Source organism: Enterococcus sp. DIV0774, from assembly GCF_050539095.1.
Lineage (GTDB): Bacteria > Bacillota > Bacilli > Lactobacillales > Enterococcaceae > Enterococcus > Enterococcus faecalis.
On sequence record NZ_CP172923.1, the window covers coordinates 585,978 to 612,889 of the forward strand.

Here is a 26,912-nt window from a genome sequence, read left to right on the forward strand (position 1 = left end):
CCATGTCATTAAAACCTAATTATTTAGAAGAACGCATTTGTTTAAACGTCTTAGCCAATTCAGTAGAAAATGCCCAAGCCTGTTATGAAGCAGCAGAAGGGCATGTTGTGTTAGGCGTCCTTTCAAAAAACTATGAAACCGATGAAGCAGCCATTGACGATATGAAAAAATACCAAGCAGCAACCAACAACGCTTTATCTGTCGGCTTAGGGGCTGGCGATCCTAATCAAAGTCAAATGGTGGCTCGCTTATCAGAAGTTCTACAACCGCAACACGTGAACCAAGTTTTCACAGGTGTCGGCGCTTCGCGGGCCTTACTTCGTCAAGACGAAACAGTGATTAATGGCTTGGTTTCACCCACAGGCAAAGTTGGCTATGTCAACATTGCGACAGGTCCGTTAAGCTCTGGTGCGCCAGCGGCGGAAGTACCTATCGAAACCGCCATCAAATTGTTGAAAGACATGGGGGGCAGTTCCATTAAATATTTCCCGATGAAAGGCTTGGCTCACAAAGAAGAATACCAAGCAGTAGCAGCAGCTTGTGCCAAGTATGACTTTTATTTAGAGCCAACAGGGGGCATTGATTTAAAAAACTTTGAAGAAATTGTTCAAATTGCGGTGGATGCCGGCGTTAAAAAAATCATTCCTCATGTTTACAGCTCAATTATCGATCAAGAAACAGGGGACACTAGAACAGAAGACGTGAAAACGTTACTAACCATGATGAAAAACACATTGAATAAGTAGGTGGCAAAGATGAAAATTGCTGCGTTTGGTGAAGTCATGCTTCGTTTCACTCCGCCAGAGTATCTAATGTTAGAACAAACAGAGCAGTTAAGAATGAACTTTGTAGGGACTGGCGTAAATCTCTTAGCAAATTTGGCTCATTTTCAACTAGAAACAGCATTGATTACGAAATTACCTGCCAATCGTCTTGGTGAAGCTGGCAAAGCAGCGCTAAGGAAGTTAGGAATTTCAGATCAATGGGTAGGAGAAAAGGGCGATCATATTGGTAGTTTTTTTGCAGAAATGGGTTATGGAATCCGACCCACACAAGTAACTTATCAAAATCGCCATCAGAGTGCTTTTGGCATCAGCGAGGCGAAGGACTACGATTTTGAGGCCTTTTTAGCGGAAGTAGATATGGTGCATATTTGTGGTATTTCGTTAAGTTTAACTGAAAAAACTCGTGATGCTGCTTTGATACTTGCTCAAAAGGCGCATGCCTATCAAAAGAAAGTTTGTTTTGACTTTAATTATCGACCTAGTTTGAATACAGCAAATAGCGCACTCTTTATGCGTCAACAGTACGAACGCATTTTACCTTATTGTGATATTGTTTTTGGCAGTCGTCGTGATTTGGTCGAGCTATTAGGTTTCATTCCGCGAGAAGATTTAGAAGGTGAGGCACAAGAAACTGAACTGATTCAGCGCTTCATGTCTCAATACAATTTGGAATGGTTTGCTGGGACAACGAGAAGTCATTCCCAAAATCAAAACTACTTAAGTGGGTATTTATATACCCAAAATGAGTACCAACAGAGTGAAAAAAGACCGCTTCTTAATCTTGATCGAATTGGTGCTGGTGATGCTTATGCGGCGGGGATTTTATATGGCTATAGCCAAAATTGGTCGTTAGAAAAGGCAGTTACCTTTGCCACAGTCAATGGGGTCCTTGCACATACGATTCAAGGAGATATTCCTTTGACAACGGTCAAACAAGTGAATCACGTTCTTGAGCATCCGAATCTTGATTTAATTCGTTAAAGAAGAAAACCAGAAGAAAAGTCGCGTGTGGCTTTTCTTCTGGTCTTTTTTTCATTATAATTAAAAGAAACAGATTGCAAAGGAGGCAGCAGGATGAGTGTTGCACATCTTTTAACAGTTTTAGAAAATGATGAATTTATTGAACGGATTCAAAAACGACCAGAAGCGTTCATTGGAACGACTGGCTTAGTCGGCTTAGAGAATTTACTTGTTCAGACAATTAATGGTTTATTAGAGTTTTTCATTGAAAAGAATCAAGGGAAAATTGCTATACAGTTATCGCGTCAACAAATCTCTTTTCAGGTATCTTCCACACGACCGCTTGTTTTTGAACAAAAGCAAGTCGATTTAGAACCACCTTTTCTGTATTTATCTGTTTTACAAGCCTTCTCAAAACAAGTAGGGATCAGTATCGATCAAGAAAAACAGCGGACTATTTTTATTTATCATCAAGGGCAATTGAAAAAACGATTATTATTACCTATTGAAGAAACCCAGGAACGAATTGAAGTCTTATTTTGGCCAGATACGCAAATTTTTGGTACAGAATCACTTTCTTATATGCGTGTTTTACAACAATGTCAACAGATTGCCATGTTGAATCCAGGCTTAAAGATTCTCTTAACACAAGAAGAGGAACAAAAAAATCTTTGTTATTACCCTAAAGGTTTAAGTAATTATTTATTTGAAAAAGATAACCCATTAACTAGAAAAGCTGCACCGATTATTCAAGCCAAGCAAACAGAATTGGCCCTTGTTCAATTTATTTTGAGTAAAAATCATGCGCCGCAAGTGCAAAAAACATTTGTTAATGGGCATTATCCTAGTCTTGGTGGAACCCACTATGAGGGTTTTCTTGATGGCGTAGTGGCCGCCTTTAATCAATTTTTAGAGGAGCAACATTACTCATTATCTGTGACAGCAGATAGTTTTTTAGCAGAATTTGATTTTGTTTTAGCCATTACGATACCAAAGCCCCGCTACACGGATGCAACGAAAACCATTTTAAGAAATACAGAGTTATTTGAAGTGGTTAAAGAAGTCGTTTTTGACGAATTACAACACTACTTTCAACGTCATCCCAAATGGTTAGAGCAAGGAAGAAGCGAGGGAAATGAATGAAAATTTTTGTCGATGGCGATGGTTCACCTGTGAAAGAGACGGTTATTGAAGTCGCTGTAGAGAAAGCTTTGGATGTGGTGATTGTTACTAGTGTAGATCATTATTCCTTAAAAGATTATCCAGAAAATGTCTCTTTTGTGTATGTTGATAAAGGAGCGGATGCTGCTGATTTTAAAATTGTGCAGTTAATAAAAAAAGGGGATCTTTTAATTACACAAGATTATGGCTTAGCTTCCTTGGTCTTGCCAAAGGGAGTGTCAGTTTTACATCAACTGGGTTATCAATATACGAAAGAAAATATTGATGGATTGTTAGAACAACGCTATTTTAGTGGCCAAATTCGGCGAAAAGGTGGCCGAACGAAAGGACCTAAACCTTTTACAGACCAAGATAGAATAACGTTTAAACAAGCCCTTATTGAGCTGGTGGAACGGAGTCTTTAGCAAGGAAAAGGCAAGCAAAGAATTTTGCCTTCACTAAATTTGCTTCTATTATGAAACTGGGTTTTATGCTAAAATAAGTAAGGATAATTTGAAAAATAATTTTTTCTAAAAGACAGGAAAGAAACTAGGAGGACAAGCATTTGAAGATTATTTTGTTGTATGGCGGCAGAAGTGAAGAGCACGATGTGTCTGTTTTGTCTGCATATTCCGTTTTAAATGCAATCTATTATAAATATTATCAAGTACAGTTAGTCTTTATTAGTAAAGATGGTCAATGGGTAAAAGGCCCTCTCTTATCTGAACGACCACAAAATAAAGAAGTTTTACATTTAACTTGGGCACAAACACCTGAAGAAACAGGCGAATTTTCAGGAAAACGAATCAGTCCTTCGGAAATTTATGAAGAAGAAGCGATTGTTTTCCCTGTTTTACATGGGCCAAATGGTGAAGATGGAACAATTCAAGGATTCATGGAAACCATTAATATGCCTTATGTGGGCGCAGGTGTCTTAGCTAGTGCTAACGCAATGGACAAAATCATGACGAAATATCTTTTACAAACTGTTGGCATTCCACAAGTACCATTCGTGCCAGTTTTAAGAAGTGACTGGAAAGGAAATCCAAAAGAAGTCTTTGAAAAATGTGAAGGTTCTTTAATCTATCCGGTCTTTGTTAAACCTGCCAATATGGGTTCTAGTGTCGGAATTAGCAAAGCGGAAAATCGTGAAGAATTGCAAGAAGCATTGGAAGAAGCTTTCCGTTATGATGCCCGAGCAATTGTTGAACAAGGGATTGAAGCACGTGAAATTGAAGTAGCCATTTTAGGAAATGAAGATGTCCGTACGACTTTACCTGGTGAAGTGGTGAAAGATGTCGCTTTCTATGATTATGATGCAAAATACATCAATAACACGATTGAAATGCAAATCCCAGCGCATGTTCCAGAAGAAGTAGCCCATCAAGCGCAAGAATATGCTAAAAAAGCGTATATTATGTTAGATGGAAGTGGCTTAAGTCGCTGTGATTTCTTCTTAACAAGCAAAAACGAATTATTCCTGAATGAATTGAACACCATGCCTGGTTTTACTGACTTTAGTATGTACCCTTTACTATGGGAAAATATGGGCTTGAAATACAGTGATTTAATTGAGGAATTGATTCAGTTAGCTTTGAATCGTTTTAAACAACGCCAAGAATTTTATAATAACTAAGAAGAAAAAATCACACAAGACTGGGACATGACAAGACTTTGGCATGTCCCAGTCCCTGTGTCAGAGGAGCAAAACATAATGAAATTAACCTTCTGGGAAGTAGCGCAAGCGGTTGAAGCCAGTAATGATTGGCAACAATGGCCTGATTTTCCTTTAACAGGCATTGAATTTGATAGTCGTAAAATTGTGAAAGGAAACCTTTTTGTTCCTTTACAAGGTGAAAATGATGGTCATCGTTTTATTGAGAGTGCCATGGCTAATGGCTGTCAGGCCGCTTTTTGGGGACAGGATTTAGTCGATGCGCCGCAACAATTGCCTGTTTTGCATGTTACTGATCCACTGGTTGCTATGCAAAAATTAGCTACCTATTATTTAAATAAAATGCAACCGAATGTCATCGCTGTGACTGGCAGTAATGGAAAAACCACCACTAAAGATTTGATTGCTGCTGTGTTATCTGAAAAGTTTGTGACTTACAAAACGCAAGGCAATTACAATAATCAAATTGGCTTACCCTATACTATTTTACACATGCCTGATGAAACAGAAAAACTGATTTTAGAAATGGGCATGGATCATGCTCAGGAAATTTCTTTCCTTTCCAATCTGGCTCAGCCAGAAGTTGCTGCCATCACAATGATTGGCGAAGCCCATGTGGAAAATTTAGGCTCACGAGCAGGCATTGCACAAGCAAAAATGGAAATCGTAGATGGTTTAGCCAAAGACGGTAGTTTATTTGTGCCAAGCGATGAACCTTTGCTAGAACCATTGGTGGAAAAAGTTACGCAACAAGTGATTACTTTTGGTTTTAGCCAGGAAAGTCAACTTCAAGGAATCGTCACAAATGAAGCCAAAGAGCAAACCTCATTCAAAATCAGTGATACACAAATGACGTTTACGATTCCAGTGCCAGGAACCTATAATGTCACCAATGCATTAATCGCAATTGGCATTGGTCGGTATTTCCAATTAACGGATAGTGAGATTCAAAAAGGGTTGGCTACAGCGGAACTAACAAAGAATCGGACAGAATGGCTGAAAGCAGCGAATGGTGCCGAAATTTTAAGTGATGTGTACAATGCCAATCCGACAGCTATGGGTCTTGTTCTGGACAGTTTTAGCAAAATGTCCAAAGTAGGAAAACGAATTGCTGTTTTAGGAGACATGCTGGAATTAGGTCCTGATTCTGCTGCCATGCATCAAGAAATGGCGCAGCATTTAGCCCCAGATGCGATTGAAGAAGTCTTTTTATATGGTTCTGAAATGGCTTATTTAGCTGATAAATTGCAAGAAACCTATGCACCAACTAACATTCATTCTTTTAAAAAAGAAGAAAAAAATGAGTTGATTGAAGCTGTCAAAAAAGTCTTACAGCCAGAAGACATGGTGGTTTTAAAGGGAAGTAACGGGATGGGACTTCGTGAAGTCATCGATGCACTTTTGGAAAAGTAAATAAGTTTCATAAAACTTGCTGAAAATAGGATTCTATGATAGAATGACCTATTGCCGGAAGATGACGAGAAAAATTGAATCGTAGTAAATAAAATAGATCTATTTCTATGTTTAATAATAAATGTGAAGCTGAACGACCACGTTTGGCTTTTCTAATGCCATAAGGTGAATTTTTCGGTGAAATCAGGAAAGAAGAAATAGTTGGCACACTATAATGGATTTCTTTTTAACAACTGAAAGTGAAGACACCTGAAACTAGGAAGAAATCGTTCTTTCCGAAACAAAATCTAGGAGGATATCATTTGAAATTTAAAGAACTTGGTTTAGCGCCAGAATTATTATCAGCGGTAGAACGCGCAGGCTTCGAGGAAGCAACCCCTATTCAATCAGAAACAATTCCGTTAGCGTTAGCAGGAAAAGACGTAATCGGACAAGCACAAACAGGAACAGGGAAAACCGCTGCTTTTGGCTTACCAATGCTTAACAAAATTGACGCAGACAACCGCGTTATTCAAGGATTAGTCATTGCACCAACCCGTGAGTTGGCTATCCAAACACAAGAAGAGTTATTCCGTTTAGGCCGCGATAAAAAGATTCGCGTCCAAGCCGTTTACGGTGGGGCTGATATCGGTCGCCAAATCCGTGGACTAAAAGATCGTCCACATATCGTTGTAGGTACACCAGGACGTTTACTAGACCATATTAACCGTCGTACCTTGAAATTAGAAACTGTTGAAACATTAGTTTTAGACGAAGCAGATGAAATGTTAAACATGGGCTTCTTGGAAGACATTGAAAAAATCATCTCACAAGTGCCAGAACAACGTCAAACACTTCTATTTTCAGCAACTATGCCGCCAGCAATCAAGAATATTGGCGTGAAATTCATGAAACAACCAGAACATGTGAAGATTAAAGCCAAAGAAATGACGGCTGATTTAATTGATCAATATTATGTACGTTCAAAAGACTTTGAAAAATTTGACATTATGACACGTTTACTAGACGTGCAAACCCCAGAATTGACCATTGTCTTTGGTCGGACAAAACGCCGTGTTGATGAACTTGCCCGCGGGTTAGAAGCGCGTGGTTACAAAGCAGAAGGCATCCATGGCGACCTATCACAACAAAAACGGATGAGCGTTTTACGTTCATTCAAAAATGGTAACTTAGATATCTTAGTGGCAACAGATGTAGCAGCACGTGGGTTAGATATTTCAGGTGTCACCCATGTCTATAACTACGATATTCCACAAGATCCAGAAAGTTATGTTCACCGTATTGGTCGGACAGGTCGTGCTGGTAAAGGCGGTATGTCTGTGACGTTTGTAACACCTAACGAAATGGGTTACTTACATGTCATCGAAAACCTAACGAAAAAACGGATGACACCATTACGCCCACCAACCGAAAAGGAAGCATTTAAAGGACAATTAAGTGCAGCTGTTGAAACCATCGAAAGTGATCTAGAAGAAAATGGTTTAGAGAAATATCTAGAATCTGCTGAAGCGTTATTAGAAAAATATTCAGCGACAGACTTAGCTGCGTTATTATTAAAAACAGTAGCGAAAGATCCAGCAGATGCGGTTCCTGTAAAAATTACCCCAGAACGTCCATTGCCTTCAAATAAAAAAGGCTTTAACAAAAATGGCCGTGGTGGTGGCGGTGGGAACAACCGTAATCGCAACCGTGGTGGCAATGGTAAAGGTGGCAGCTATCGTGGCAACAAAAACCATAAAGATGGCGACCGTAATTACAAAAATAGCGACCGCAAAAATAAAGATCAACGTGGCGGCAAACGTCATAACGATAAAAAACGTGGTTTCGTCATTCGCGAAAACGCTAAATAATCAAAAGAGCGAGTGTTCCGTCTATGAACGGAACACTCGCTCTTTTTTGGTAGATAATCGTTAAATAGAAAAACTCAAAAAAAGTAAAAAAGGCATCAAAATGATATAAAAAAAGAAAAACGCCAAAATTATCCAAGTTTTCAACGAGGAAGTTAGATTGAAGAGTTTCAGTTTTTGTTGTAGCAAATGAATGGTTATAATCCAAACCAGTTGCAAGAGAAAAAATAGGCTGGGATTTTTAAAGAAGATTGGAAATATGTAGAGCAACAAAGTAAAAATAAACAGGGCGCAACGAAGTAACTTTTTTTGCCGAGAAGTTAAAGTCATACGTTTTTCTCCTTTTTCTTTTTATTCTCCCATAAGTAGCCAAAATTTTCTATAAAAAATCAGAACATCCACTTAGTTTCCTGATTTTTTTCCGATACTTCTTAGTTGTTTTCTTACTTTTATAAAAATTCAGAAAAATTTTATAAAAATGTAAATAGGAAGAAAACGTATGGTACTTCAATTTGTGTGAGGATCTTGTAAAACATTCTTTATTTTTTTTGCGAATCAGTGGAAAAATTTTGAAATTTTGTTAAAATGAAAGGTAATTCGGAGTAACTATATTAAATAGGAAGTAAGGCGGAAAATGATAAAGGGAATTGGTATTGACGCAGTAGAATTAAGTCGGATAAAACCGATTGTTGAAAAACAAGGATCGTTTATTCAACGGGTTTTAACACCTAGCGAATTGACCCTTTTTGAAAAGTTATCTACAAAACGTCAAATAGAATTTTTAGCTGGTCGTTTTGCTTGTAAAGAAGCGTTTTCTAAAGCATGGGGCACAGGGATTGGTAAAGTTGGTTTACAAGATATTGAGGTGCTGACTGAAAAAACAGGTGCACCATACGTAGCAAACTCGCCCCATAATGGTAAAGTGTTTGTCTCGATTACGCACACAGATACTATGGCGATTGCACAAATTGTTTTAGAAAGCGAATAATAGAAGCAACGAAGAAAGAAGGATGTACAATGGTCGTTGGATGGCATCGTCCTACACGGTTACATATCGATACGCAAGCAATTACTGAAAATGTCCAAAAGGAATGTCAACGTTTGCCAGAAGGAACCGCTTTATTTGCGGTTGTAAAAGCGAACGGCTATGGGCATGGCGCCGTAGAATCCGCCAAAGCGGCGAAAAAAGGTGGCGCGACAGGTTTTTGTGTCTCCTTATTGGATGAAGCAATTGAATTGAGAGAAGCAGGTGTTCAGGACCCCATTTTAATTTTGAGTGTGGTAGACTTAGCTTATGTGCCTTTGTTGATTCAATATGATTTATCTGTAACGGTAGCTACACAAGAATGGTTAGAAGCTGCTCTTCAACAACTAACGCCTGAGAGTAACACGCCATTACGTGTTCATTTAAAAGTCGATACTGGCATGGGACGGATTGGCTTTTTAACCCCGGAAGAAACTAAGCAAGCAGTGCGGTTTGTTCAATCCCACAAAGAATTTTTATGGGAAGGGATTTTTACTCATTTTTCAACAGCTGATGAAATCGATACAAGCTATTTTGAAAAACAAGCAGGGCGTTTTAAGGCTGTTCTAGCAGTTTTAGAAGAGTTACCTCGGTATGTCCATGTTAGCAATAGTGCGACAGCGTTATGGCATCCTGATGTGCCAGGAAACATGATTCGCTATGGGGTAGCCATGTATGGATTGAACCCTTCAGGTAATAAGCTGGCCCCAAGCTATGCGTTAAAGCCGGCCTTACGGTTGACCAGTGAACTCATCCATGTAAAACGCTTAGCGGCTGGTGAAGGGATTGGCTATGGCGAAACCTACGTAACTGAAGCTGAAGAATGGATTGGGACAGTGCCAATCGGCTATGCAGATGGCTGGTTGCGTCATCTCCAAGGATTTACAGTGCTCGTGAATGGTAAGCGTTGCGAAATCGTCGGACGAGTGTGTATGGATCAATGTATGATTCGTTTAGTAGAAGAAGTTCCTGTCGGCTCAGTCGTTACATTAGTTGGAAAAGATGGCAATGAAGAAAATACGTTACAAATGGTAGCCGAAAAATTAGAAACCATTCATTATGAAGTTGCATGTACTTTCTCACAAAGAATCCCCAGAGAATATAACTAGATAGGAGGTTCCACTATGGTCAAACGCGGAGATATTTATTTTGCAGACCTTTCCCCAGTAGTGGGCTCGGAACAAGGTGGCGTCAGACCCGTCCTTGTTGTCCAAAATAACTTAGGTAATCATTTTAGCCCAACGATTATCGTTGCGGCGATCACAGCCAAAATGGCAAAGCCAAAATTGCCAACACATATCGGGATTAATTCTGATGAAACGGGCATTGAAAAAGATTCAGTGATTCTTTTAGAGCAGATTCGAACAATCGATAAGGGTCGCTTGAAAGAAAAAGTTTGTCATTTGAGACTTGATATTATGGAAGAAGTTGATCGTGCCTTAGGCATCAGTGTTGGACTTAGTAGCGATTCAGCCCCAGCAAAAGCAAATTCAGCTACATAAAGAACGATAGCTACTATGAAATCAACAAAGACTAATTGGATTTTTTTAAAAGCGACTGATCTAGTTCGGTTCGTTAAACATAGTTTGAGTAAAAGCGAGAGAGATAGCCAAGTGGCATCTCTCTTGTTTTTTTGTTTTGTATTTAAAAAATTAAAATATAAATATAAAATTCAAATTTTTATCATCTTATTTTAAATAAAGTTGTTGGCAAGGCTCAAACGGAATGTTACAATCAATACTATATAGAGTTTTTAAAGAGCGTAACAGGTGATTTTACAAGTTTTGATTGTCGAGCGATGACATAAAGGAGATTATATTTGTATGATGATTGTTGTACTTTTAATGAGTAGTTGCTTATTTTTATTTGTAAGCTATCAATTGTATTTGCGATTACTTGTCGAAAAACTGGATTCAGAGGACCGGATATTAAAGAGGAAAATAAATTTCTATAAGTATCAGAAAAATAGTCGTTTAATGATTTATTTATTGTTTAGTGTTTGTCTACTTAGCGTATTATTGTTAGGAATTGTTTATACATATTATCAATTAAATCAACGAAATATCCGCATGGAACAACGGATCGAGCGTTTGGCACAGGGCCAAGCTACTCAAGGTGACAAAATAAAAAAACAAGCGATTAAAAAAACAGCCTTAAATCAGTTTCCCTGGAAGCAAGCTGTTTCGGCAGAATCGGCCGCTGTCTTGACGAATTATGAATTACAATTAGCGCGTGAATGGCGTCCTTACCTCGGAGAGACGAGTATCACAATGATTAGAAGTGAAAAAACACAAACCTTGACACTGTCTGTTTTTTCAGTTGGTTTAAGTTACCATGAATTTCAAACAGGTCAAGACAATATTGTAGCACTGATTGCAGCGTTGAATTCAGTTAAAGAAATTACCATGATTGATTTTAATTTTACTTATCGAGATCAAGAGCAAACCCTTGTCAAATCCATTGATACGTATGCTCGTGAGACGTTGGAAACAAATTTGGAGCCTGTCGTGATTAGTTAAAAGGACGAGAGAAAGGACATATAGATGACAAAAAGACGTTTAATCAAAAAAATTAAAGATATTTCGGATGATACGCTTGAAAAAGAAGTCTTTTTTCAGCCAGGATTCGAACCAGAAAAAATAATTAGCGGAATCAAACCAGAACAACAGGAAAAAGAAATGGCGACGTTAAGAGAAAGGCTCACCTACTATCAGAAAAAAGAAACAGCCTTTAAAAAACTTCAAGAAGAAAATGAGCAATTAAAGAACCAACAAGAAACGGAAAAACAAGCATTAGAAGAAAAAAACCAGTCATTACTTGAAATACTAAATCAAAAAGAACATGAAATTTTTGAATTGGAAGAGCAACTGGAAACGAACAGTGAAACCACGACAGAGGCTACCACTCTTCAAACAAATCTGCAAAACGCAGAAAAACAATTAACCACTGTACATAATCAAATGGAACGTTTAGAAAGTGAATTAACGCAGCAAGTGGCAGAATTAGAAAAAGAATCGGCTGAACAGCAACAACATATCCAGACATTACACAACCAGTTAGCAGAAGAAAAAGGAAAGTTGGAGAAAAAAGGGGATATTACAGGAATGGAAAAGCAAGTAGAAACGTTAACGACAGAATTAGAAGAAAGCACAACGACTCAACAAGCATTGCAGGAACAAATTGAAAAACTAACTGTACAATTACAAAAAGTAGAAGCCGAAAAACAAGCCTTACAAGAGGCTGTCCAACAAGAAGTGATTGTGAAACAACGCATGGAGGAGTTAAAGAATGAGCTTCAAAATAGTTTACAGCAAAAAAATGAAGCAGAAGTAAAATTAGGGCGACTGCAAGGTGTCAATGACAAACATCTTGCTGAAAAGCAAGTTTACGAAGGGGAATTAGCTGCTCTAAGAAAAGAAGTAGAGGCCAAAGAAGACAATTTAGAACAAGTTCAAAAAGAATTGAAGACACTACAAGCCGTTTCAAAAAATATTGAACCGAGTAGTGAGCAGTTAACAGAACTGCTACGCGCAAAACAGCAAATTAACGATTTATTAATGAAAAATCAGCAATTACAAGAAGAGGCTTTAAAATCGCAACAAGAAATTGGCGAAGTGATGGTTTCTGCCAAAAAAGAAGCCAATCGGATTGTTAATGAAGCGAAAGTAGAAGCAAAACACCTAATCAATTCTGCAGAATTAGAAATGTTAAATATTGGTAATCGAGCGAAAAGTATTTCGAATGAAGTCGAAGCGTCAAAAGTAGAAGTACTTGAGATTTATCGCGAATTAGAGGAACGCTTAACTAAACTGACACGTCTTGAACAAGATAACTATTAATAAAATGGTCAGTAAAAAGTTAACGGGAGCAAGGAAACTACATTGTCTTGGGGTCCTTTTTTTAGCTGTTACACTAAGTGGCTCTGCAGAACGATTACAGGCTGCTGTTGTCTCAAAGAAAGAGCAGCCGCTAAGGCAACCGCTTATCAGGAAAAACATAGTAACAGAGAAGAGCGAATATCTTGTAGAAGCAAATCAAAGTATCTGGGAGCTGGCACAAGATGCGCAGAAACCACTGAATCAGTTTATGAAGGAGAACCAGTTACGTAGTAGTTATATAAAAAAAGGAACGCAATTAGTCAAATAGAAAAAAGGAGCAAGAAAGGAAAAGTTTATTTAAGAAGCTTTTCCTTTTAAGAAAACGATGAAAGAATGGATAAAGCCCGTTATGCGAACAATTCGCCACATTAAGCGCGCCTTCTTGAAGCAAAAGTTGCCTGCGACATATCAGCTAAAAAAGCAAAAGACTAACAAAGCAACGGAATATTTGCTTGAGCAAACAGATAACCATCAATCAATAAGAGGACCGAAAAGAAAAATGACTGCTGAAGAGATTAAAAAAAAGCGGCAAGCCTACCAAAAGAAACAACTCATCCAAGTCGTTAAATTTTTTATGCCAGCTATTCTTTTCGCCATTTTTGTGTTCTTTTTTGTGTTAAAGACATCTAGCTACCCAATTGCTGGGCAATCCATGAAGCCGACACTTAACGCAGGGGAACGAGTCTTAGTACAACGGACGAAGCAAGTAACAAGGTACGATGTGATTGCATTTAAAGCACCGTTGGCTAGCACAGGTACGTACGTCAAGCGAATTATCGGGGTTCCTGGTGATCGAATTTGGGTAAACGAGGGAAAACTTTATCTTTCGGAAGAACCTATAGCAAGCGATAATGAGGCACTGCCTGAGAATGCCAGTCGTTTTGACTTATCAGAAGAAGCGGCAGCCCAACTTCGCCTGTTTCAGAAGATTCCAGCTGGTCATTACTTTGTCTTAGGGGACAATCGTACGCATTCAAGTGATAGTCGTATGTTCGGCTTTGTCGAGATACAAGCGATTGAAGGAATCGTGGTATTTAAAATGGCGCCGTTTAAAGAAATAGGGAAAGTAAAATAAAAAGCTTAAGTCAGCCATCTGAGAGTAGGGCACTTAAGCTTTTTTTATTAGAGATTATTTGCCCAATAACAATTGAATGATTTTTTCAATTGATTGTAGGTCGTAACGATTACTAATATCCGAAAAAATATAGTAATGGTCATACTGGGCAACGAGCTGTTCATTATTGGTATTCATTAAAAGCAAATCATAATGGTTTTCTGCGTTGTAAGGCTCAATTTTCAGCGGATATTTTCCAGCGATACTCTGTTGTATTTTTTGTGCTACCAACTCGCTATAAGCACTGCTCAGTGAGTGATAAACACCAATCGTTATTTTTTTTTCATTTAATTCAGCAATGTGATTCAAAATAAGTGTATAATTAATTTCAGTAAATTGATTTTGGTACTTAGAAGCAGTGGCTTTTGTGGCAAAGTTCGTTGTAGCGATCTCCACTAATTCGTAAACTTCACTTTCACTAAAAGGATGACGTAAGACTTTCAAAAGTGACTGAATCGTCCAATAATCAAAGGGTAAAATAAATCCTGAAAAATAATAGAGTTGCGCATGTAATTGGAAAAGTAAATTTTCAATATAAAGTAGCCGAATAGGCAGCACGTAATGGGATAAATAACCACGTGCTTTAAGGTACGTTAAAATGACCCGGTTCATTTCGTTAAGATACGTTTTTTCAATTCGTTGTTGTTTTGCTAAACGAAAGGCGAAAGCAGCATTCGCAGAATAATTATGCATGGAACAAAAAAAGTCATAAAACATATAGGCTTCATTGATTGTATATGGACGGTCGATTCTTTTCATATATGTATGTATAGATAAATTAATTTCTTCAAATAAAGGTCGATCGAGTTGGACATCATGCGGACTAATCGTTGGCAGAGGTTCTAAAACCATACGACGAAAAGAAATTTTCATCCAAAGCTTAATTTGAAGAATTTCTGTATGGTCAAAGGTAATTCTGGGGATTTCTTGTAATATCTCGATTAATCCTAGGTATTGATTGGCCAGTTCTTTTTCTAAATCTGTTTTTTCTTCAAAGATAAACCAGAAAAAATTAAAAAAGAAAAAGCGAATTTGTTTTTCTTCGCCGATAAGTTTTCCTCGTTTGATACATAAATTAAACTCATTGAGTAAGTCATTTAATTCAACGATTTTTCGATAATAGGTAGCAGAGCTGATGGCATAATTCTGTTGAAAATACCCGCCATTTATTTTATTTTTATGAAAGAGTTGCTGAACCATGTGAAACTTAATAGATTTATTCAAGAACAACATGATCATTGCTTTCATGGAAAAGGTTGGTGCTTTATTTAGATAAAGGGTATCACCTAGTACAGTCACGGTGAGGCTTTCTTGAAGTTGCTCTTCTTTCAAAAATTGTTCTAAAAAAGAAAGATACTCATTCAATGTTGGTAAACTAATATTGAAAAAATCTACTAATTCATTTCGTGTCGCTTGGCCTTTATTATTATATAGGAACAATAGAATATCATTCATATAATCATACGGTTTTTCTAAAAAATCTCGTTTTAACATCGTTGCTCACCTCTCTTTTAAGAATACTGTATCTATGATAAAATGGCAATAAACAACTGATAAAAAGATTGTTTTTTGAAGTGTTTTTTATTATCATTTAGAAAAAGAAATAAAAAGAAAAAACAAAGTATTTAAATGACAACAAAATAATTAAAATGAAGGAGTGACAGAACATGAACAGCGTAGTAAATTTTAGAGATATTGGAGGATTTCCAACGCAACAAGGTACATCCGTCAAGACAGGGCATTTTTTTCGGAGTGGTGAACTCGTCAATATTGCACAAGCGGATCAACAGAAACTGGTAGAGGACTATCAAATTAAACGAATCTATGATTTTAGAAGTGCAGCAGAAACGCAAGAACGACCAGATGATTTAATTCAAGGAACCAACTATTTACATATAGACATTTTGGCCGATATTCAGGCGCAGACCGCTTCATTAGAAGGAATGCTTAAAACGGTTGGTTCACCCGATGCAGCAATGGACATGGCTTATAAAGAAATGGTTCTTTCCAATTCGGGGCGCAAAGGTTACCAAACATTTTTTGAAAACTTTTTAAGTTATCCACAGGAAGCTATTTTATTTCATTGTTTCGCAGGAAAAGATCGAACAGGAATCGGCGCAGCCTTGATATTAAGTGCTTTAGGTGTGGAACATTCTCATATTTTAGAAGATTATTTAAAGACGAACGAGCAAAGAAAAGCTGCTAACGAGCAAATTATTGCACAGTACCAAGCAAATGGAACACCTCCAGCAGAAATTCAACAATTAGAAACGCTGCTTTATGTGAAAAAAGAGTACTTAGCGACCGCTTTACAGGCGATTGAAAAAGAATTTGGTTCGGTAGAGGGCTATTTAAAAGAGGGACTCGGCTTACCTTTATCCGCCAAAAAAGACATGCTAAGTCTGTATACAAAATCATAGATCCTAAAAAAAGGACTATCCTTTCTAAAAAAGAAGTTTTATAATAGAAAAGAATCTGTTTGTAAGGAGGGATAGGGAATGAAAGAAGGACAAGAACAATTCTTAACGTTCATACTAGATCGAACAAAAGAAGATAAAAAAGAAAAAATGCAAGCGCTACTTGCAGAAATGTTTGAACGCCAACAAACAGGCAAACTAGATAAAATGTACTTGATGACAAAAGCACCAAAACTTTTGGCTTATTTAAAACCAGAAGCCATTGATGAAGTTAAACAAGTCGTTTCGGAATTTTCTAAAAATATGAAATAAACAATCTTAGCTTGAACTTACGACATTTTAAAAATGTGTCGTAACATTCAAGCTTTTGTTTGTTATTCTCTTGTATTTTATGCTAAAGTTATTCAGGCACAAAAAAAAGCAGGTGATTTTATGAAACATATAAAAAATACATGGGAACTATTTATTTTAGATTGGAAAAGAATTTTTAAAAACCCAGTAGCAACATTTTTGATTGTTGCCTTAATGATTATTCCATCATTATATGCATGGTTTAACATTAAAGCACTATGGGATCCGTATTCAAATACAGGAGAGTTACCAATAGCGGTCTATAGTGATGACCAAACAGCAACTTTTCAAGATAAATCGGTCAATATTGGTGATGAAGTCTTGAAAAACTTGAAGAAAAACAAGCAATTAGGTTGGCGTTTTGTTGATTCCAAAAAGGAATTAGACAAAGGAGTCCAATCAGGAAAATATTTTGCCGGGATTTATTTACCTAAAGATTTTTCCAAAGATTTGCTAAGTTTTACTTCTGGTGATATCAATAAACCTAAAATTGAATACTCAATTAACGAAAAAATTAATGCAATTGCGCCGAAAATTACGTCAAAAGGCGCTTCTTCCATTCAGTCACAAATTTCGGAAGAATTCATCAAAACGGCAAGTAGTACGTTAATCAAAACATTCAATGATATTGGCTATGATATTGATAAAAACATGGTTAGCATTCAAAAAGTTAAGAGCATGATTTTAGATACAGATGCCAACATTGGAACCATTGACACGTACGCGAAACAAGTCACAGACTTACATGGTAAGGTGCCTGAGCTAAAAGAAAAATTAGCGAAAGCCAACGATGCGATGAAATATTTACCTGAAGTTGATGCTTTAGGAGAGAAGATTGTTGAGCTAAATGGTAAAATGCCAAGCATCAAAGAACAAGCTAGTGTTATTTTGACGTTACAAGAAAAAATTCCAGAAATTCAAAACGCTGGCCGACAAATTGCTATGATTGATGAAGACTTTGCCTCTGTGGAACAAACAATGAGCGAAGGAATCCAAGAAGCAAAACAAGGATTAGAAATCATTCAACAAGTTCAAACGGCGTTACCAGATATTCGTAAACTAGGTGATCAAGCCAATGATTTAGGGAATGTCACATTAGATGGCGCCACTCAATTGGAAAAGGCGTTACCTGGAATTACTCAAAGTGTGGGGACGATTTTAAAAGCAATTGGAACAATTAGCGCTGGTGTAAATACAGCACTAGAAGATTTAAAAAATCATCGTTTACCAGTTGAAGAAAGAGAAGCAATTAAGCAACAACTGTCTGAAAGCCTAGGAAAACAACATGAAAATATCCAACAGCTGATTCAACTGTTTACACAAATGCAAGAAGCAACAGGTAGTGAGGCGTTACAAGATACTATCAATAAATTGAGAACGATTGATGATACTGTGGTTAAATTAAAAATAGCGGTTGATGAAATCGATGTGAATGTGGCAATAAATACAGATGATATTCAAGCAAAAGCTAAACAAGTAGAAGCAACCGTCAATAGTATTAACCCTAATGCGATTGAAAACACAGTAAAAACGATTTTAGACAAATTAATTGCTACCATCCAAAACGCTCAAGGTCAACTAAACAAAGCGCAACAAATTGACTTTGAAGGGTTATTGAGTTCAACAAGTCAAACGGTCACTAATGCGATTTCTTTATTAGAAAAATATCAAGCCGAAATGCCGGCAATTAAACAAGAAATTCATGATGCGAATACGATGTTGAATGGCAATATGGAAACCATTGTCAATGGCATTAATCGTGGTGCTGATTTGTATAAAAACGATTTACCAGTCATTCAAGACAAAGTCAGCAAAGCGGCAGCCTTTATGCAAAATGACTATCCAGGTATCCGAAAAGATTTAACGAATACCTTGAAAACAGTCAATGAGAAAATGCCAGATGTTGAAGCGGCCTTAGACAAAGCCAACGAGCTGATTATTAATGATTGGCCAAATATCAAAACAGGATTACACAAAGCAGCGAATGCAATCCGTAAAGGTGAAAAAGAAGTTGACTTAGGCGAAATTCTTAAATTACTAAAATTAGATGCCAATAAAGAAAGTGACTTCTTTACACAACCAGTTGAAGTCAAAGAACATGCTGTTTATCCGATTGCTAATAATGGTTCGGCAAGTACCCCATTCTATACAGCTTTGTGTTTGTGGGTTGGCGCTGTGTTATTCTCAAGTGTTGCGACAACGGATGTTTATCTCGAAGGAAAAGATAAAAAACGCTTTTCTAAACGGGAACAATTTTCAGCACGGATGTTTACCTTCATTGTCATGGGGATTGGTCAAGCACTGATTGTAACCTTAGGTAATTACTTTGCGTTAGGCGTAGATGTTCGTAATCCAGCGTATAGTGTCTGGTTTGCGGTATTGATTGCCATTACGTTTATGATAATGGTTTATGTGCTTGTTGCTCTCTTTGGCAATGTAGGGAAAGGAATTGCGATAATAATCTTGGTACTATCCATCTCTGGTGGGGGTGGGAACTACCCAATTCAAGTCTCAGGTAAATTCTTCCAAATGATTAATCCGTTCTTGCCGTTTACGCATGCCGTGAACTTGCTAAGGGAATCAGCAGGAGGCATTTACTGGCCAAATGCTTGGTTTGCCATTTGGATTATGGTGGGGATTTCAGTCGTCTTTAGTATTGGCGGTGCAATTCTTTATCCACATCTGGAACACAGATCGAAAAAATTTGCGGCTTTAGCGCAAAAGAGCCATTTATTCCATTAAAAAACAAAAAGCTGAAAACGTCTCTAGCGTTTTCGGCTTTTTATTTTTCTTTATTTTCAAGGCAACCCTAACAAAGAAGTTTTGGGGGCTCTTGCTTTTGACTTTTTGGCAATGCTAAATAATAAAATCTCCCTCAGAAAGTGAGGTTTTTTGTGTACAAATGTATAAAAAGGTTTTATAGTATTTTTTTAAGAAATAAAAAGTGGGTAGGGGTTGTAAAATGATTCAAGCATTGCTTCAACGATATGAGAAAAAAATTGAACGTCGTAAATTGGAAAAACGAACAGCATTCGGTGCTTTTGCCGGTCGGATTGGGCTTGTTTCTAATTTATTTTTATTCGTTAGTAAATTTATGATTGGCTTGCTTTCAGGTAGTGTTTCAATCATGGCAGATGCCATTAATAGTTTGTCCGATACTATTTCTTCAGTTTTAACATTAGTCGGTTTTTATATTGCTGGTAAGCCAGCGGATAAAGAACATCCCTATGGCCATGAACGTTTTGAATATATTAGTGGAATGCTTGTATCATTAGTGATTACGTTTATTGGGTTTGAGTTTCTAACGACCTCCGTGGATCGCATCCTGCATCCAGAATCAATCAAGGTGACACCCATTTTATTTGCTGTTTTAGCTTTATCAATTGGGATTAAAATTTGGCAAGGGCTGTTTTACAAAAAAGTATCAGCAAAAATTGATTCTCAAGCATTAGTTGCTTCTGCTAAGGATAGCTTTAATGATGTTTATACTACATTAGCTGTTTTGATTTCTGCATTTATTGAAGGCGTCACTGGTTTGCGAATTGATGGATATATTGGTTTTTTAATTGCTGCATATATTATTTATAGTGGCTTGCAGTTAATTCGCGAATTTATTAATGAGTTGATGGGCATGCGTCCGAGCCAAACAGAAATTGATGAAATGAAGAATGTCTTATCAAAAATGGAAACAATTGTAGGGTATCACGATTTACTGATTCATAATTATGGTCCCAGCCAAACGTTTGCGTCTGTTCACATTGAAATTGATGATCGCTGGGATTTAAATAAAGCCCATCAGACAATCGATGCGATTGAAGCGAAGTTTAAAGAAGAGTTGGATGTTAACCTTGTTTGTCATATTGATCCAGTGAATTTGTATGACCCAACACAACAATTTGTTCATCAAACAATCAAAAAGATTATTCGTTCTTTTGATGCGTCTTTAAAAGTCCATGATATCCGCTTAGTTACCCATGGCGAAGAGCCAAAGATTTTGTTCGACTTGGTTTTGCCTACAGAATCAAAATTATCTGAATTTGAACTGGGTGTGGAAATTCAGCGGCAAGTTTATGAAAAAATTGGTCGTTATAAAGTGGAAATTACCTTCGATCATACGTACTTGTTACAATAAAAGGGAATAATTAACTAAGTTTTTAAGCGAGAGCCAAAAGGTCAAATAGACTTTTAGCTCTCGCTTTTTTGTTTAGAGAATGCAAATCCTTTTGTTATCTGGATTCTCTTGATAAGATAAAGGAAGCGGGAGACTTTAAATGAGTGTCTGATTAAAAAAAGATGGTGATTTTTTTATCTTTTTCAGTAACAAAAATCAATTGACTTTTCATTGTGAGAAGCGTAGCATATGGATTTGTTTGATAAAAAATAATGAAAAAAGTGAGCGGGTCACTCTAGAGAAAAGGAGTCGAAAAAAATGGCGGATTTAAAACGACTGTTCATTGGGAAACCATTGAAATCAGCCGAAAATGATGAACATAAATTAAGCAGATTTGCAGCGCTTGCGTTGTTATCTTCTGATGCACTTTCATCCATTGCGTATGGTACAGAACAAATAGTGGTGGTTCTGGTTACTTTGTCGGCGGCTGCGATTTGGTATTCATTGCCAATTGCTGCATTTGTTATTATTTTACTTATTTCTTTAACATTGTCGTACCGACAAATTATTCATGCATATCCGCATGGCGGCGGCGCATACGTTGTTAGTAGTGAAAACCTCGGCAGAAATGCCGGTTTATTGGCTGGTGGTTCGTTGTTAGTCGATTATATGCTAACAGTAGCCGTTTCAGTTTCAGCGGGCGCAGAGGCGATTATATCGGCGATTCCAGCGTTATATGGTCATCAAGTAGCAATTTCTATTGGGATTGTGATATTGATTACCTTAATGAACTTGAGAGGCCTGCGAGAATCTGCTTCGTTCTTAATGTTGCCAGTGTATAGTTTTATCGCAATTATTACCTTACTGATTGTTGTTGGGCTATTTAAAATTGTGACTGGCGCACAGCCATTAAATGCGACAGCTTTACCAGGAGCCGTGGTTCCAGGAATTTCTATTGCCTTAGTTTTACGGGCGTTTTCATCTGGTTCTTCTTCCTTAACAGGGGTTGAAGCAATCAGTAATGCAGTGCCATTCTTTAAGAAACCACGAGCAAAAAATGCTGCTGGGACGTTAGCGTTAATGGCAACGATTTTAGGGTTCTTCTTCGTGGGGATTACATTTATTAACTATTGGTATGGGATTGTGCCAAAAGAAGAAGTGACAGTTCTTTCACAAATTGGGAAAGCGGTCTTTGGTCAAAATATTTTATATTATTTATTACAGTTTGCGACAGCCTTAATTTTAGCGGTTGCCGCTAACACAGGATTCTCAGCCTTTCCAGTTTTGGCTTATAACTTAGCCAAAGATAAGTTTATGCCGCATATGTATATGGATCGTGGCGACCGTTTAGGCTATTCAAATGGTATTTTAACTTTAGCTGCTGGTTCCATTGTTTTATTATTGATTTTCCAAGGTTCCACAGAACGTTTAATCCCATTGTATTCAATTGGTGTGTTTATTCCGTTTGCTTTGTCTCAATCGGGGATGGTTGTAAAATGGCGAAAAGAAACTAAAAATTGGTTGCCAAAATCAATTGCTAATATTGTCGGTGCCTTTATCTCTTTCGCGATTATCGCCATTTTGTTTATTTATCGATTAGGGGACATCTGGCCGTTCTTTATTATTATGCCAGTGTTGATTTATGCATTTTATCGGGTCAATACTCACTATAAAAATGTGGCGGAACAGCTACGTTTAGAAGACGGGGCACAGTTACATGAGTTTGACGGGAATACAGTTATTGTTTTAGTAGGGAACGTAACCAAGGCAAATGTCGGCGCCTTGAACTATGCGCGTTCCATTGGTGATTATGTTGTTGCCATGCATGTCTCAATGGATGAAAACGTTGAGAAGGAAAAAGAAATCCAGGAAGAGTTTAAAAAACACTTCCCGGACGTTCGTCTATCAATTGTACATTCTTCGTATCGCTCACTGCAAAACCCTATCTTACGTTATGTTGATTTGGTTAGTAAAAATGCCACGAAGCATAACTACAGTACAACGGTTTTAGTACCACAATTTGTACCAAATAAACGTTGGCAAAATATTTTGCATAACCAAACAAGTTTACGTTTGCGGATTCGTTTAGCGTGGCGGGAAAATATTATTGTGGCTACCTATAGTTATCACTTGAAAAAATAAATAAAAAAATCTGCCATCTTTTGATGGCAGATTTTTTTATTGACGTAATTGTTTTTGATAAATTCTAGCGCAAGACTGCTCTTCGGTGGTTACCATTGTCAAAAATTCCCAGTTATATCTTTCATAAAAAGTAGTATGGTCTGTGAGCAAATAAAGCTTTTTAAATCCAGAATTAGCAAGAAAATCACCAACTGTTGTTAAAAGAATTCCTGCTAAGCCTTGGTGACGAAATGTTGGTTCGACATACAATGCACAAAGGTTTGGCGTAAGGTCTGCACGATTGTGGAAGTCATTATCAATTACGCCCACGCCTGCAACGATGTCCTGCTGTTTATTCAAGCAGACCCACCAATGTGGTACGTGGTTTTCGCTAGTTAGCATTTCCTGCATACTTGCTTGATACGCTTCAGCGGGGATTTGCCACTTTTGGCTAAACCATTGAGCAGCTGACGGAATTAAGTGTGGTTGTTGGTTTAAATCGATAATAGTATAGTTAGACATTATTAATCTCCTAGATAAAAGAACAGATCCCATTGAAAAGAAACAATGTTGGATCTGCTCTGCATTTTTTATTAATTGGAATGTTTGCTAGCTGGGTCTAAACGACGTTCAATAATCCCTAGAACCCAATCTGTGATAATCGCCATAAAGGCCGTTGGTAAGGCACCGACTAAAATGATAGAAGCACCATCTGTGGCATTGGTTCCACGAATAATAATATCCCCTAAACCACCAGCTCCAACGAAAGCACCAATCGCAGTAATCCCGATTGCGACGACTAACGCATTTCGAATACCTGCCATGATTACTGAAACAGATAAAGGTAACTCGACCATATAAAGAAGTTGTACTTTTGTCATACCCATTCCTTTACCAACATCTAAAATATTGCGATCCACTTGAATCATGCCAGTGTACGTATTCTTGATGATTGGTAGGAGAGAATAAAGGAAGACCGTTACAACCACCGTGTTGACGCCTAAGCCCATTCCCAACATTAAAATCGAAAGCATTGCCAAAGCTGGTACTGTTTGGATAATGTTCGCTAAACGGATAATCCAGTTGGCTAAGCTACGTTTACGTGAAATCATAATCCCGATAGGAATCCCGACAATTGCAGCAAAGATTACGCCATAAATCGAAATTAAAAAGTGACGTAAAAATTGTTGAAAGACGTAGCCGCCATTTTGTTGGAAATAGTAGATAAATTGTTGGAATAAATTCATATTATTCATCTGTTACTCCCCCTCAAAATAGTTATTTTCTTTTAAGAAACGTTCGGCTACGACCGCAGGTTCAATTAAATCATTATCTGCTTGATAGTTCAATTCTTGCATTTTTTTGGTAGAAATTTTACCATCTAAGCGATTTAAGACATCTTTAATTTCCGGCGTTTCTTTTAATAATTTGTCACTAACCACAGGAGCGGCATCATAAGGCGGGAAAAAGCGCTTGTCATCTTTTAACATGACTAAATCGTAACTACCAATCCGGCCATCTGTTGAGTAACCTAAGATAACGTCCATTTTTCCAGCGTTGACTGCATCGTACACCAAGCCAATTTGCATTGGTAAAATAGATTTAAATTGGAAGTTGTATTCCTTTTTAAAGCCTTCATAACCGTCGCCTTCACGTGTGATCCACGCAGTATCGACACCAGCAACTAATTTGTCTGCGACTTTCCCTAAATCACTGACTGTTTTTAAATTGTATTTCTCAGCCGTTTCTTTTGTAACTAAGAATACATAAGTATTTTCAAATCCATATGAAGGGAACCAAGTTTGTTGATAACGTTTTTCAAATTCTGATTGAACTAGGTTAAACGCTTTTTTAGGGTCTTTTTCTGCTGGTAAGCCCAGCGTAGTAGTCACGTCAGTACCAGTATAACGAGCTGCAGAAATTGAGGCATCTCCGTTTATCATTGCTTGGTGATTGATGGTAGTAGTGGCTAAGTTGTTAATCACATTTGTTTTTTTATCTGTGTAATGCTCAACCATATCCGCTACAATGCTCCCTAAAATCTGCGCTTCTGAAGTAATCCCACCTGTAATGGCAACAGTGTTATCATCAGAAGTTGAAGCGAGACCAGGTAAAGAACAACCTGCCAATAAAAGTAAACTGCTTAAGAAGAGTAAGCTTAACTTGAGTTTCTTTTTCATCATTATTCGCCCTCCCTTAAAGCTTTTGGCGTTAAACGATTTTCTAATAATCCAAGAAGAACATCTGCTAAAAGTGCTAAAATAGTTACTGGAATAGTCCCGCCAAAGATTAATTCTGGCTGATAGTTATTTAATCCACTGAAAATCATATCACCAAGACCACCTGCACCAATATAAGAAGCCAGTGTAGCCCAAGCAATGACATAGACAGCAGCTAAACGAATGCCGGCCATAATTGTTGGCATGGCAATGGGTAATTCAACACTAAAAATAGACTGTAAATTGGTCATGCCCATGCCTTTAGCAACATCTCGGTAATTTTCATCGACATTTTTCATTCCGATATACGTGTTTCTTAAAATAGGTAAAAGGGAATAGATGAATAGCGCGATAATAGCGGGTGTTTTACCGACACCAAAAATTGGAATCATCAAAGCTAATAAAGCTAACGAAGGAACCGTTTGTAAGGCACTTGTTAAACCAATGACAATATTGGCTACTTTGGGCAAACGTGTTAACCAAACGCCAACGGGCACAGCGATAGCGACCCCTAATAAAAGTGCAAAGAATGAAATATAAATATGTTCAATACTTTTTGAAATCATTTCTGATCCATATTCTTGAAAGAAGCTACTCATTGCTTACGCCTCCTCTTTATCAGTTTCGGACTCGCTTTGTTTTGCTTCTACAGCTTCACTAATCGTTGTTTCATCGCCCCAGATAACATCATAAACAATGTCAACAAGGGAAGCACGTGTTAAGATGCCCACCACTCGTTTTTGTTCATCAACGACTGGCACATATTTTAAGCCACGTTTTAAGATTCTTTGTAAAGCATCACGTAAAAGAGCGGTTTTTTGAACAAAGAAGACATCTTTATTCAAGATATCACCGACACTAGAAGCTTTGCCACGTTGCTGATCTAATGTTTCAACATCGATAAAGCCTTTAAGCACATGGGAATTATCAACAACTAATAAGGTATCAACCCGTTTTTCACGCATCAATTTAATCGCTTCTTGTAAAGATTTTTCCGGCGTGATAGTAATAGCTGAATTTAACATGACTTCATCAACAGTGGTGAAATCAGGTTTGGCTTGTAATAAGCGATCTTCTCCGATGAGTTCTTCTACAAATTCATTGGCTGGATGACGTAAAATATTATCTGGTGTGTCAAATTGAATTACTTTGCCTTCGCTCATAATGGCAATTTTATTTGCTAATTTCAACGCTTCATCCATATCATGAGTAACAAAGACGATAGTTTTTCCTAAACGTTCTTGCAAATCTTTCACTAAATCTTGTAATGAATCACGGGTGATAGGATCTAAAGCACCAAAAGGTTCATCCATTAGAATAATATCTTGATTGGCAGCTAAAGCCCGCACAACGCCGATTCTTTGTTGTTGTCCCCCAGAAAGTTCATTGGGATAGCGGTCTAACATTTCTCGTGGTAACTCAACCAAATCAATCATTTTTTCGGCTATCTTATTGCGTTCTTCTACAGGTACTTTTAATAATTTAGGCACTAAAACGATATTTTCACGAATGGTCATGTGAGGCATCAAGCCGATATTTTGAATGACATAGCCAATTTGGCGACGTAGCTCTACAGGATTGATTTTTTGAATATCTTGGCCATCAATTAAAATTTTTCCTTTTGAAGGGTCGGTCATGCGGTTAAGCATCCGCATTGATGTTGTTTTTCCACTACCACTTGTCCCGATGAAGCAGATAAATTCACCTTTATCGAAAGACAAATTAATGTCATCAACGGCGACTTTTCCGCCTTTATAAAATTTTGATACATGCTGAAATTCTATCAACTTACTCACCTCAACTAAATATTTTGAAAATGTATCTTATTACTAGTAT

Annotated in this window: 26 protein-coding genes; 19 read left to right on the forward strand and 7 right to left on the reverse strand. The window is 37.4% G+C overall.

Features of this window, described 5'->3' with window-relative positions:
- The first annotated feature begins 2 nt into the window (after window positions 1-2).
- From dagF to cshA, 7 genes are all read left to right on the forward strand, one after another.
- Complete coding sequence (dagF, locus tag IGL86_RS02905) at window positions 3-746, forward strand: 2-dehydro-3-deoxy-phosphogluconate aldolase (protein ID WP_430605640.1); 744 nt, start codon at window positions 3-5, stop codon at window positions 744-746.
- A gap of 9 nt (window positions 747-755) precedes the next feature.
- On the forward strand, window positions 756-1,766 hold the full coding sequence (locus IGL86_RS02910; RefSeq protein WP_002355718.1) for a sugar kinase: 1,011 nt from the start codon (window positions 756-758) through the stop codon (window positions 1,764-1,766).
- Window positions 1,767-1,859: 93 nt separating this feature from the next.
- Window positions 1,860-2,888, forward strand: coding sequence for a DNA topoisomerase II (locus IGL86_RS02915; protein ID WP_033626059.1), 1,029 nt, complete (start codon window positions 1,860-1,862; stop codon window positions 2,886-2,888).
- Window positions 2,885-3,331 carry a YaiI/YqxD family protein gene (locus IGL86_RS02920; protein ID WP_002361319.1) on the forward strand — a complete coding sequence of 149 codons (447 nt, stop codon included), beginning with the start codon at window positions 2,885-2,887 and terminating at the stop codon, window positions 3,329-3,331. The genes IGL86_RS02915 and IGL86_RS02920 overlap by 4 nt, the downstream gene beginning before the upstream one ends.
- A 140-nt stretch (window positions 3,332-3,471) precedes the next feature.
- The gene (locus tag IGL86_RS02925; protein ID WP_002355721.1) at window positions 3,472-4,542 is read left to right on the forward strand and encodes a D-alanine--D-alanine ligase; all 1,071 of its coding nucleotides are present in this window, start codon (window positions 3,472-3,474) and stop codon (window positions 4,540-4,542) included.
- Window positions 4,543-4,620: 78 nt separating this feature from the next.
- Window positions 4,621-5,994 (forward strand): UDP-N-acetylmuramoyl-tripeptide--D-alanyl-D-alanine ligase, encoded by a 1,374-nt coding sequence (locus tag IGL86_RS02930; RefSeq protein ID WP_010777442.1) that lies wholly within the window; start codon window positions 4,621-4,623, stop codon window positions 5,992-5,994.
- A 302-nt stretch (window positions 5,995-6,296) separates the two neighbouring features.
- Window positions 6,297-7,844 (forward strand): degradosome RNA helicase CshA, encoded by a 1,548-nt coding sequence (gene cshA / locus IGL86_RS02935; protein ID WP_033626060.1) that lies wholly within the window; start codon window positions 6,297-6,299, stop codon window positions 7,842-7,844.
- Between the two features lie 60 nt (window positions 7,845-7,904).
- Here cshA and IGL86_RS02940 read toward each other — a convergent pair whose 3' ends face one another.
- A complete protein-coding gene (locus IGL86_RS02940) occupies window positions 7,905-8,171 on the reverse strand; it encodes a hypothetical protein (protein WP_016618066.1) in 267 nt (88 codons plus the stop codon).
- Window positions 8,172-8,475: 304 nt separating this feature from the next.
- On the opposite strand from IGL86_RS02940, the gene acpS reads away from it, so the two are divergent.
- The 7 genes from acpS (at window position 8,476) to lepB (ending at window position 13,818) form a co-directional block, all read left to right on the forward strand.
- Window positions 8,476-8,829, forward strand: a complete 354-nt coding sequence (acpS, locus tag IGL86_RS02945) for a holo-ACP synthase (RefSeq protein WP_010713843.1) — start codon at window positions 8,476-8,478, stop codon at window positions 8,827-8,829.
- Window positions 8,830-8,858: 29 nt separating this feature from the next.
- Entirely contained in the window at window positions 8,859-9,974 is a 1,116-nt protein-coding gene (gene alr / locus IGL86_RS02950) for an alanine racemase (RefSeq protein WP_430605642.1), read from the forward strand.
- A gap of 15 nt (window positions 9,975-9,989) precedes the next feature.
- Entirely contained in the window at window positions 9,990-10,367 is a 378-nt protein-coding gene (locus IGL86_RS02955; RefSeq protein WP_002355729.1) for a type II toxin-antitoxin system PemK/MazF family toxin, read from the forward strand.
- 321 nt (window positions 10,368-10,688) lie between these two features.
- Window positions 10,689-11,384, forward strand: coding sequence for a hypothetical protein (locus tag IGL86_RS02960; RefSeq protein ID WP_010775655.1), 696 nt, complete (start codon window positions 10,689-10,691; stop codon window positions 11,382-11,384).
- A gap of 24 nt (window positions 11,385-11,408) precedes the next feature.
- The gene (locus tag IGL86_RS02965) at window positions 11,409-12,704 is read left to right on the forward strand and encodes a hypothetical protein (RefSeq protein ID WP_010819795.1); all 1,296 of its coding nucleotides are present in this window, start codon (window positions 11,409-11,411) and stop codon (window positions 12,702-12,704) included.
- Window positions 12,685-13,011: a hypothetical protein gene (locus IGL86_RS02970; RefSeq protein ID WP_016616509.1), complete on the forward strand. Its 327-nt coding sequence runs from the start codon at window positions 12,685-12,687 to the stop codon at window positions 13,009-13,011. Before IGL86_RS02965 ends, IGL86_RS02970 begins: the two co-directional genes overlap by 20 nt.
- Window positions 13,012-13,068: 57 nt before the next feature.
- Complete coding sequence (lepB, locus tag IGL86_RS02975) at window positions 13,069-13,818, forward strand: signal peptidase I (RefSeq protein ID WP_033626061.1); 750 nt, start codon at window positions 13,069-13,071, stop codon at window positions 13,816-13,818.
- A gap of 54 nt (window positions 13,819-13,872) precedes the next feature.
- On the opposite strand, the gene IGL86_RS02980 is transcribed toward lepB, so the two are convergent.
- Complete coding sequence (locus IGL86_RS02980; protein WP_033626062.1) at window positions 13,873-15,351, reverse strand: helix-turn-helix domain-containing protein; 1,479 nt, start codon at window positions 15,349-15,351, stop codon at window positions 13,873-13,875.
- A gap of 173 nt (window positions 15,352-15,524) precedes the next feature.
- Here IGL86_RS02980 and IGL86_RS02985 point away from each other — a divergent pair, with 173 nt between their 5' ends.
- The 5 genes from IGL86_RS02985 to IGL86_RS03005 all read left to right on the forward strand — a co-directional run bounded on the left by IGL86_RS02985 (window position 15,525) and on the right by IGL86_RS03005 (window position 22,878).
- Window positions 15,525-16,277, forward strand: a complete 753-nt coding sequence (locus tag IGL86_RS02985; RefSeq protein ID WP_033626063.1) for a tyrosine-protein phosphatase — start codon at window positions 15,525-15,527, stop codon at window positions 16,275-16,277.
- Window positions 16,278-16,355: 78 nt separating this feature from the next.
- Window positions 16,356-16,586 (forward strand): hypothetical protein, encoded by a 231-nt coding sequence (locus tag IGL86_RS02990; protein ID WP_002355737.1) that lies wholly within the window; start codon window positions 16,356-16,358, stop codon window positions 16,584-16,586.
- Window positions 16,587-16,706: 120 nt separating this feature from the next.
- Complete coding sequence (locus IGL86_RS02995) at window positions 16,707-19,367, forward strand: YhgE/Pip domain-containing protein (RefSeq protein WP_080280155.1); 2,661 nt, start codon at window positions 16,707-16,709, stop codon at window positions 19,365-19,367.
- Window positions 19,368-19,587: 220 nt separating this feature from the next.
- Window positions 19,588-20,757 carry a cation diffusion facilitator family transporter gene (locus tag IGL86_RS03000; RefSeq protein ID WP_002386999.1) on the forward strand — a complete coding sequence of 390 codons (1,170 nt, stop codon included), beginning with the start codon at window positions 19,588-19,590 and terminating at the stop codon, window positions 20,755-20,757.
- Between the two features lie 297 nt (window positions 20,758-21,054).
- Window positions 21,055-22,878 (forward strand): APC family permease, encoded by a 1,824-nt coding sequence (locus IGL86_RS03005; RefSeq protein WP_002379167.1) that lies wholly within the window; start codon window positions 21,055-21,057, stop codon window positions 22,876-22,878.
- A 36-nt stretch (window positions 22,879-22,914) separates the two neighbouring features.
- Here IGL86_RS03005 and IGL86_RS03010 read toward each other — a convergent pair whose 3' ends face one another.
- The 5 genes from IGL86_RS03010 to IGL86_RS03030 form a co-directional block, all read right to left on the reverse strand.
- Window positions 22,915-23,379, reverse strand: coding sequence for a GNAT family N-acetyltransferase (locus IGL86_RS03010; RefSeq protein ID WP_033624854.1), 465 nt, complete (start codon window positions 23,377-23,379; stop codon window positions 22,915-22,917).
- Between the two features lie 71 nt (window positions 23,380-23,450).
- Window positions 23,451-24,113, reverse strand: a complete 663-nt coding sequence (locus IGL86_RS03015; RefSeq protein ID WP_002363261.1) for an ABC transporter permease — start codon at window positions 24,111-24,113, stop codon at window positions 23,451-23,453.
- Between the two features lie 3 nt (window positions 24,114-24,116).
- Window positions 24,117-25,037, reverse strand: coding sequence for an osmoprotectant ABC transporter substrate-binding protein (locus IGL86_RS03020; RefSeq protein ID WP_033625275.1), 921 nt, complete (start codon window positions 25,035-25,037; stop codon window positions 24,117-24,119).
- Window positions 25,038-25,039: 2 nt separating this feature from the next.
- Window positions 25,040-25,675: an ABC transporter permease gene (locus IGL86_RS03025; protein ID WP_002355744.1), complete on the reverse strand. Its 636-nt coding sequence runs from the start codon at window positions 25,673-25,675 to the stop codon at window positions 25,040-25,042.
- A 3-nt stretch (window positions 25,676-25,678) separates the two neighbouring features.
- Complete coding sequence (locus IGL86_RS03030) at window positions 25,679-26,872, reverse strand: betaine/proline/choline family ABC transporter ATP-binding protein (protein WP_002355745.1); 1,194 nt, start codon at window positions 26,870-26,872, stop codon at window positions 25,679-25,681.
- Window positions 26,873-26,912: the final 40 nt, after the last annotated feature.

Bases quoted from the DNA above. Each gene is read 5' to 3' on its own strand.
- IGL86_RS02980 (WP_033626062.1), bottom strand. From the start codon at position 15,351: ATGTTAAAACGAGATTTTTTAGAAAAACCGTATGATTATATGAATGAT.
- IGL86_RS02965 (WP_010819795.1), top strand. From the start codon at position 11,409: ATGACAAAAAGACGTTTAATCAAAAAAATTAAAGATATTTCGGATGAT.
- IGL86_RS02930 (WP_010777442.1), top strand. From the start codon at position 4,621: ATGAAATTAACCTTCTGGGAAGTAGCGCAAGCGGTTGAAGCCAGTAAT.
- IGL86_RS02910 (WP_002355718.1), top strand. From the start codon at position 756: ATGAAAATTGCTGCGTTTGGTGAAGTCATGCTTCGTTTCACTCCGCCA.
- IGL86_RS02960 (WP_010775655.1), top strand. From the start codon at position 10,689: ATGATGATTGTTGTACTTTTAATGAGTAGTTGCTTATTTTTATTTGTA.
- IGL86_RS03005 (WP_002379167.1), top strand. From the start codon at position 21,055: ATGGCGGATTTAAAACGACTGTTCATTGGGAAACCATTGAAATCAGCC.
- alr (WP_430605642.1), top strand. From the start codon at position 8,859: ATGGTCGTTGGATGGCATCGTCCTACACGGTTACATATCGATACGCAA.
- lepB (WP_033626061.1), top strand. From the start codon at position 13,069: ATGAAAGAATGGATAAAGCCCGTTATGCGAACAATTCGCCACATTAAG.
- dagF (WP_430605640.1), top strand. From the start codon at position 3: ATGTCATTAAAACCTAATTATTTAGAAGAACGCATTTGTTTAAACGTC.
- IGL86_RS03000 (WP_002386999.1), top strand. From the start codon at position 19,588: ATGATTCAAGCATTGCTTCAACGATATGAGAAAAAAATTGAACGTCGT.
- IGL86_RS02955 (WP_002355729.1), top strand. From the start codon at position 9,990: ATGGTCAAACGCGGAGATATTTATTTTGCAGACCTTTCCCCAGTAGTG.
- IGL86_RS02940 (WP_016618066.1), bottom strand. From the start codon at position 8,171: ATGACTTTAACTTCTCGGCAAAAAAAGTTACTTCGTTGCGCCCTGTTT.
- IGL86_RS02990 (WP_002355737.1), top strand. From the start codon at position 16,356: ATGAAAGAAGGACAAGAACAATTCTTAACGTTCATACTAGATCGAACA.
- IGL86_RS03020 (WP_033625275.1), bottom strand. From the start codon at position 25,037: ATGAAAAAGAAACTCAAGTTAAGCTTACTCTTCTTAAGCAGTTTACTT.
- acpS (WP_010713843.1), top strand. From the start codon at position 8,476: ATGATAAAGGGAATTGGTATTGACGCAGTAGAATTAAGTCGGATAAAA.
- IGL86_RS03015 (WP_002363261.1), bottom strand. From the start codon at position 24,113: ATGAATAATATGAATTTATTCCAACAATTTATCTACTATTTCCAACAA.
- IGL86_RS02915 (WP_033626059.1), top strand. From the start codon at position 1,860: ATGAGTGTTGCACATCTTTTAACAGTTTTAGAAAATGATGAATTTATT.
- IGL86_RS03010 (WP_033624854.1), bottom strand. From the start codon at position 23,379: ATGTCTAACTATACTATTATCGATTTAAACCAACAACCACACTTAATT.
- IGL86_RS02920 (WP_002361319.1), top strand. From the start codon at position 2,885: ATGAAAATTTTTGTCGATGGCGATGGTTCACCTGTGAAAGAGACGGTT.
- IGL86_RS03025 (WP_002355744.1), bottom strand. From the start codon at position 25,675: ATGAGTAGCTTCTTTCAAGAATATGGATCAGAAATGATTTCAAAAAGT.
- IGL86_RS02985 (WP_033626063.1), top strand. From the start codon at position 15,525: ATGAACAGCGTAGTAAATTTTAGAGATATTGGAGGATTTCCAACGCAA.
- IGL86_RS02995 (WP_080280155.1), top strand. From the start codon at position 16,707: ATGAAACATATAAAAAATACATGGGAACTATTTATTTTAGATTGGAAA.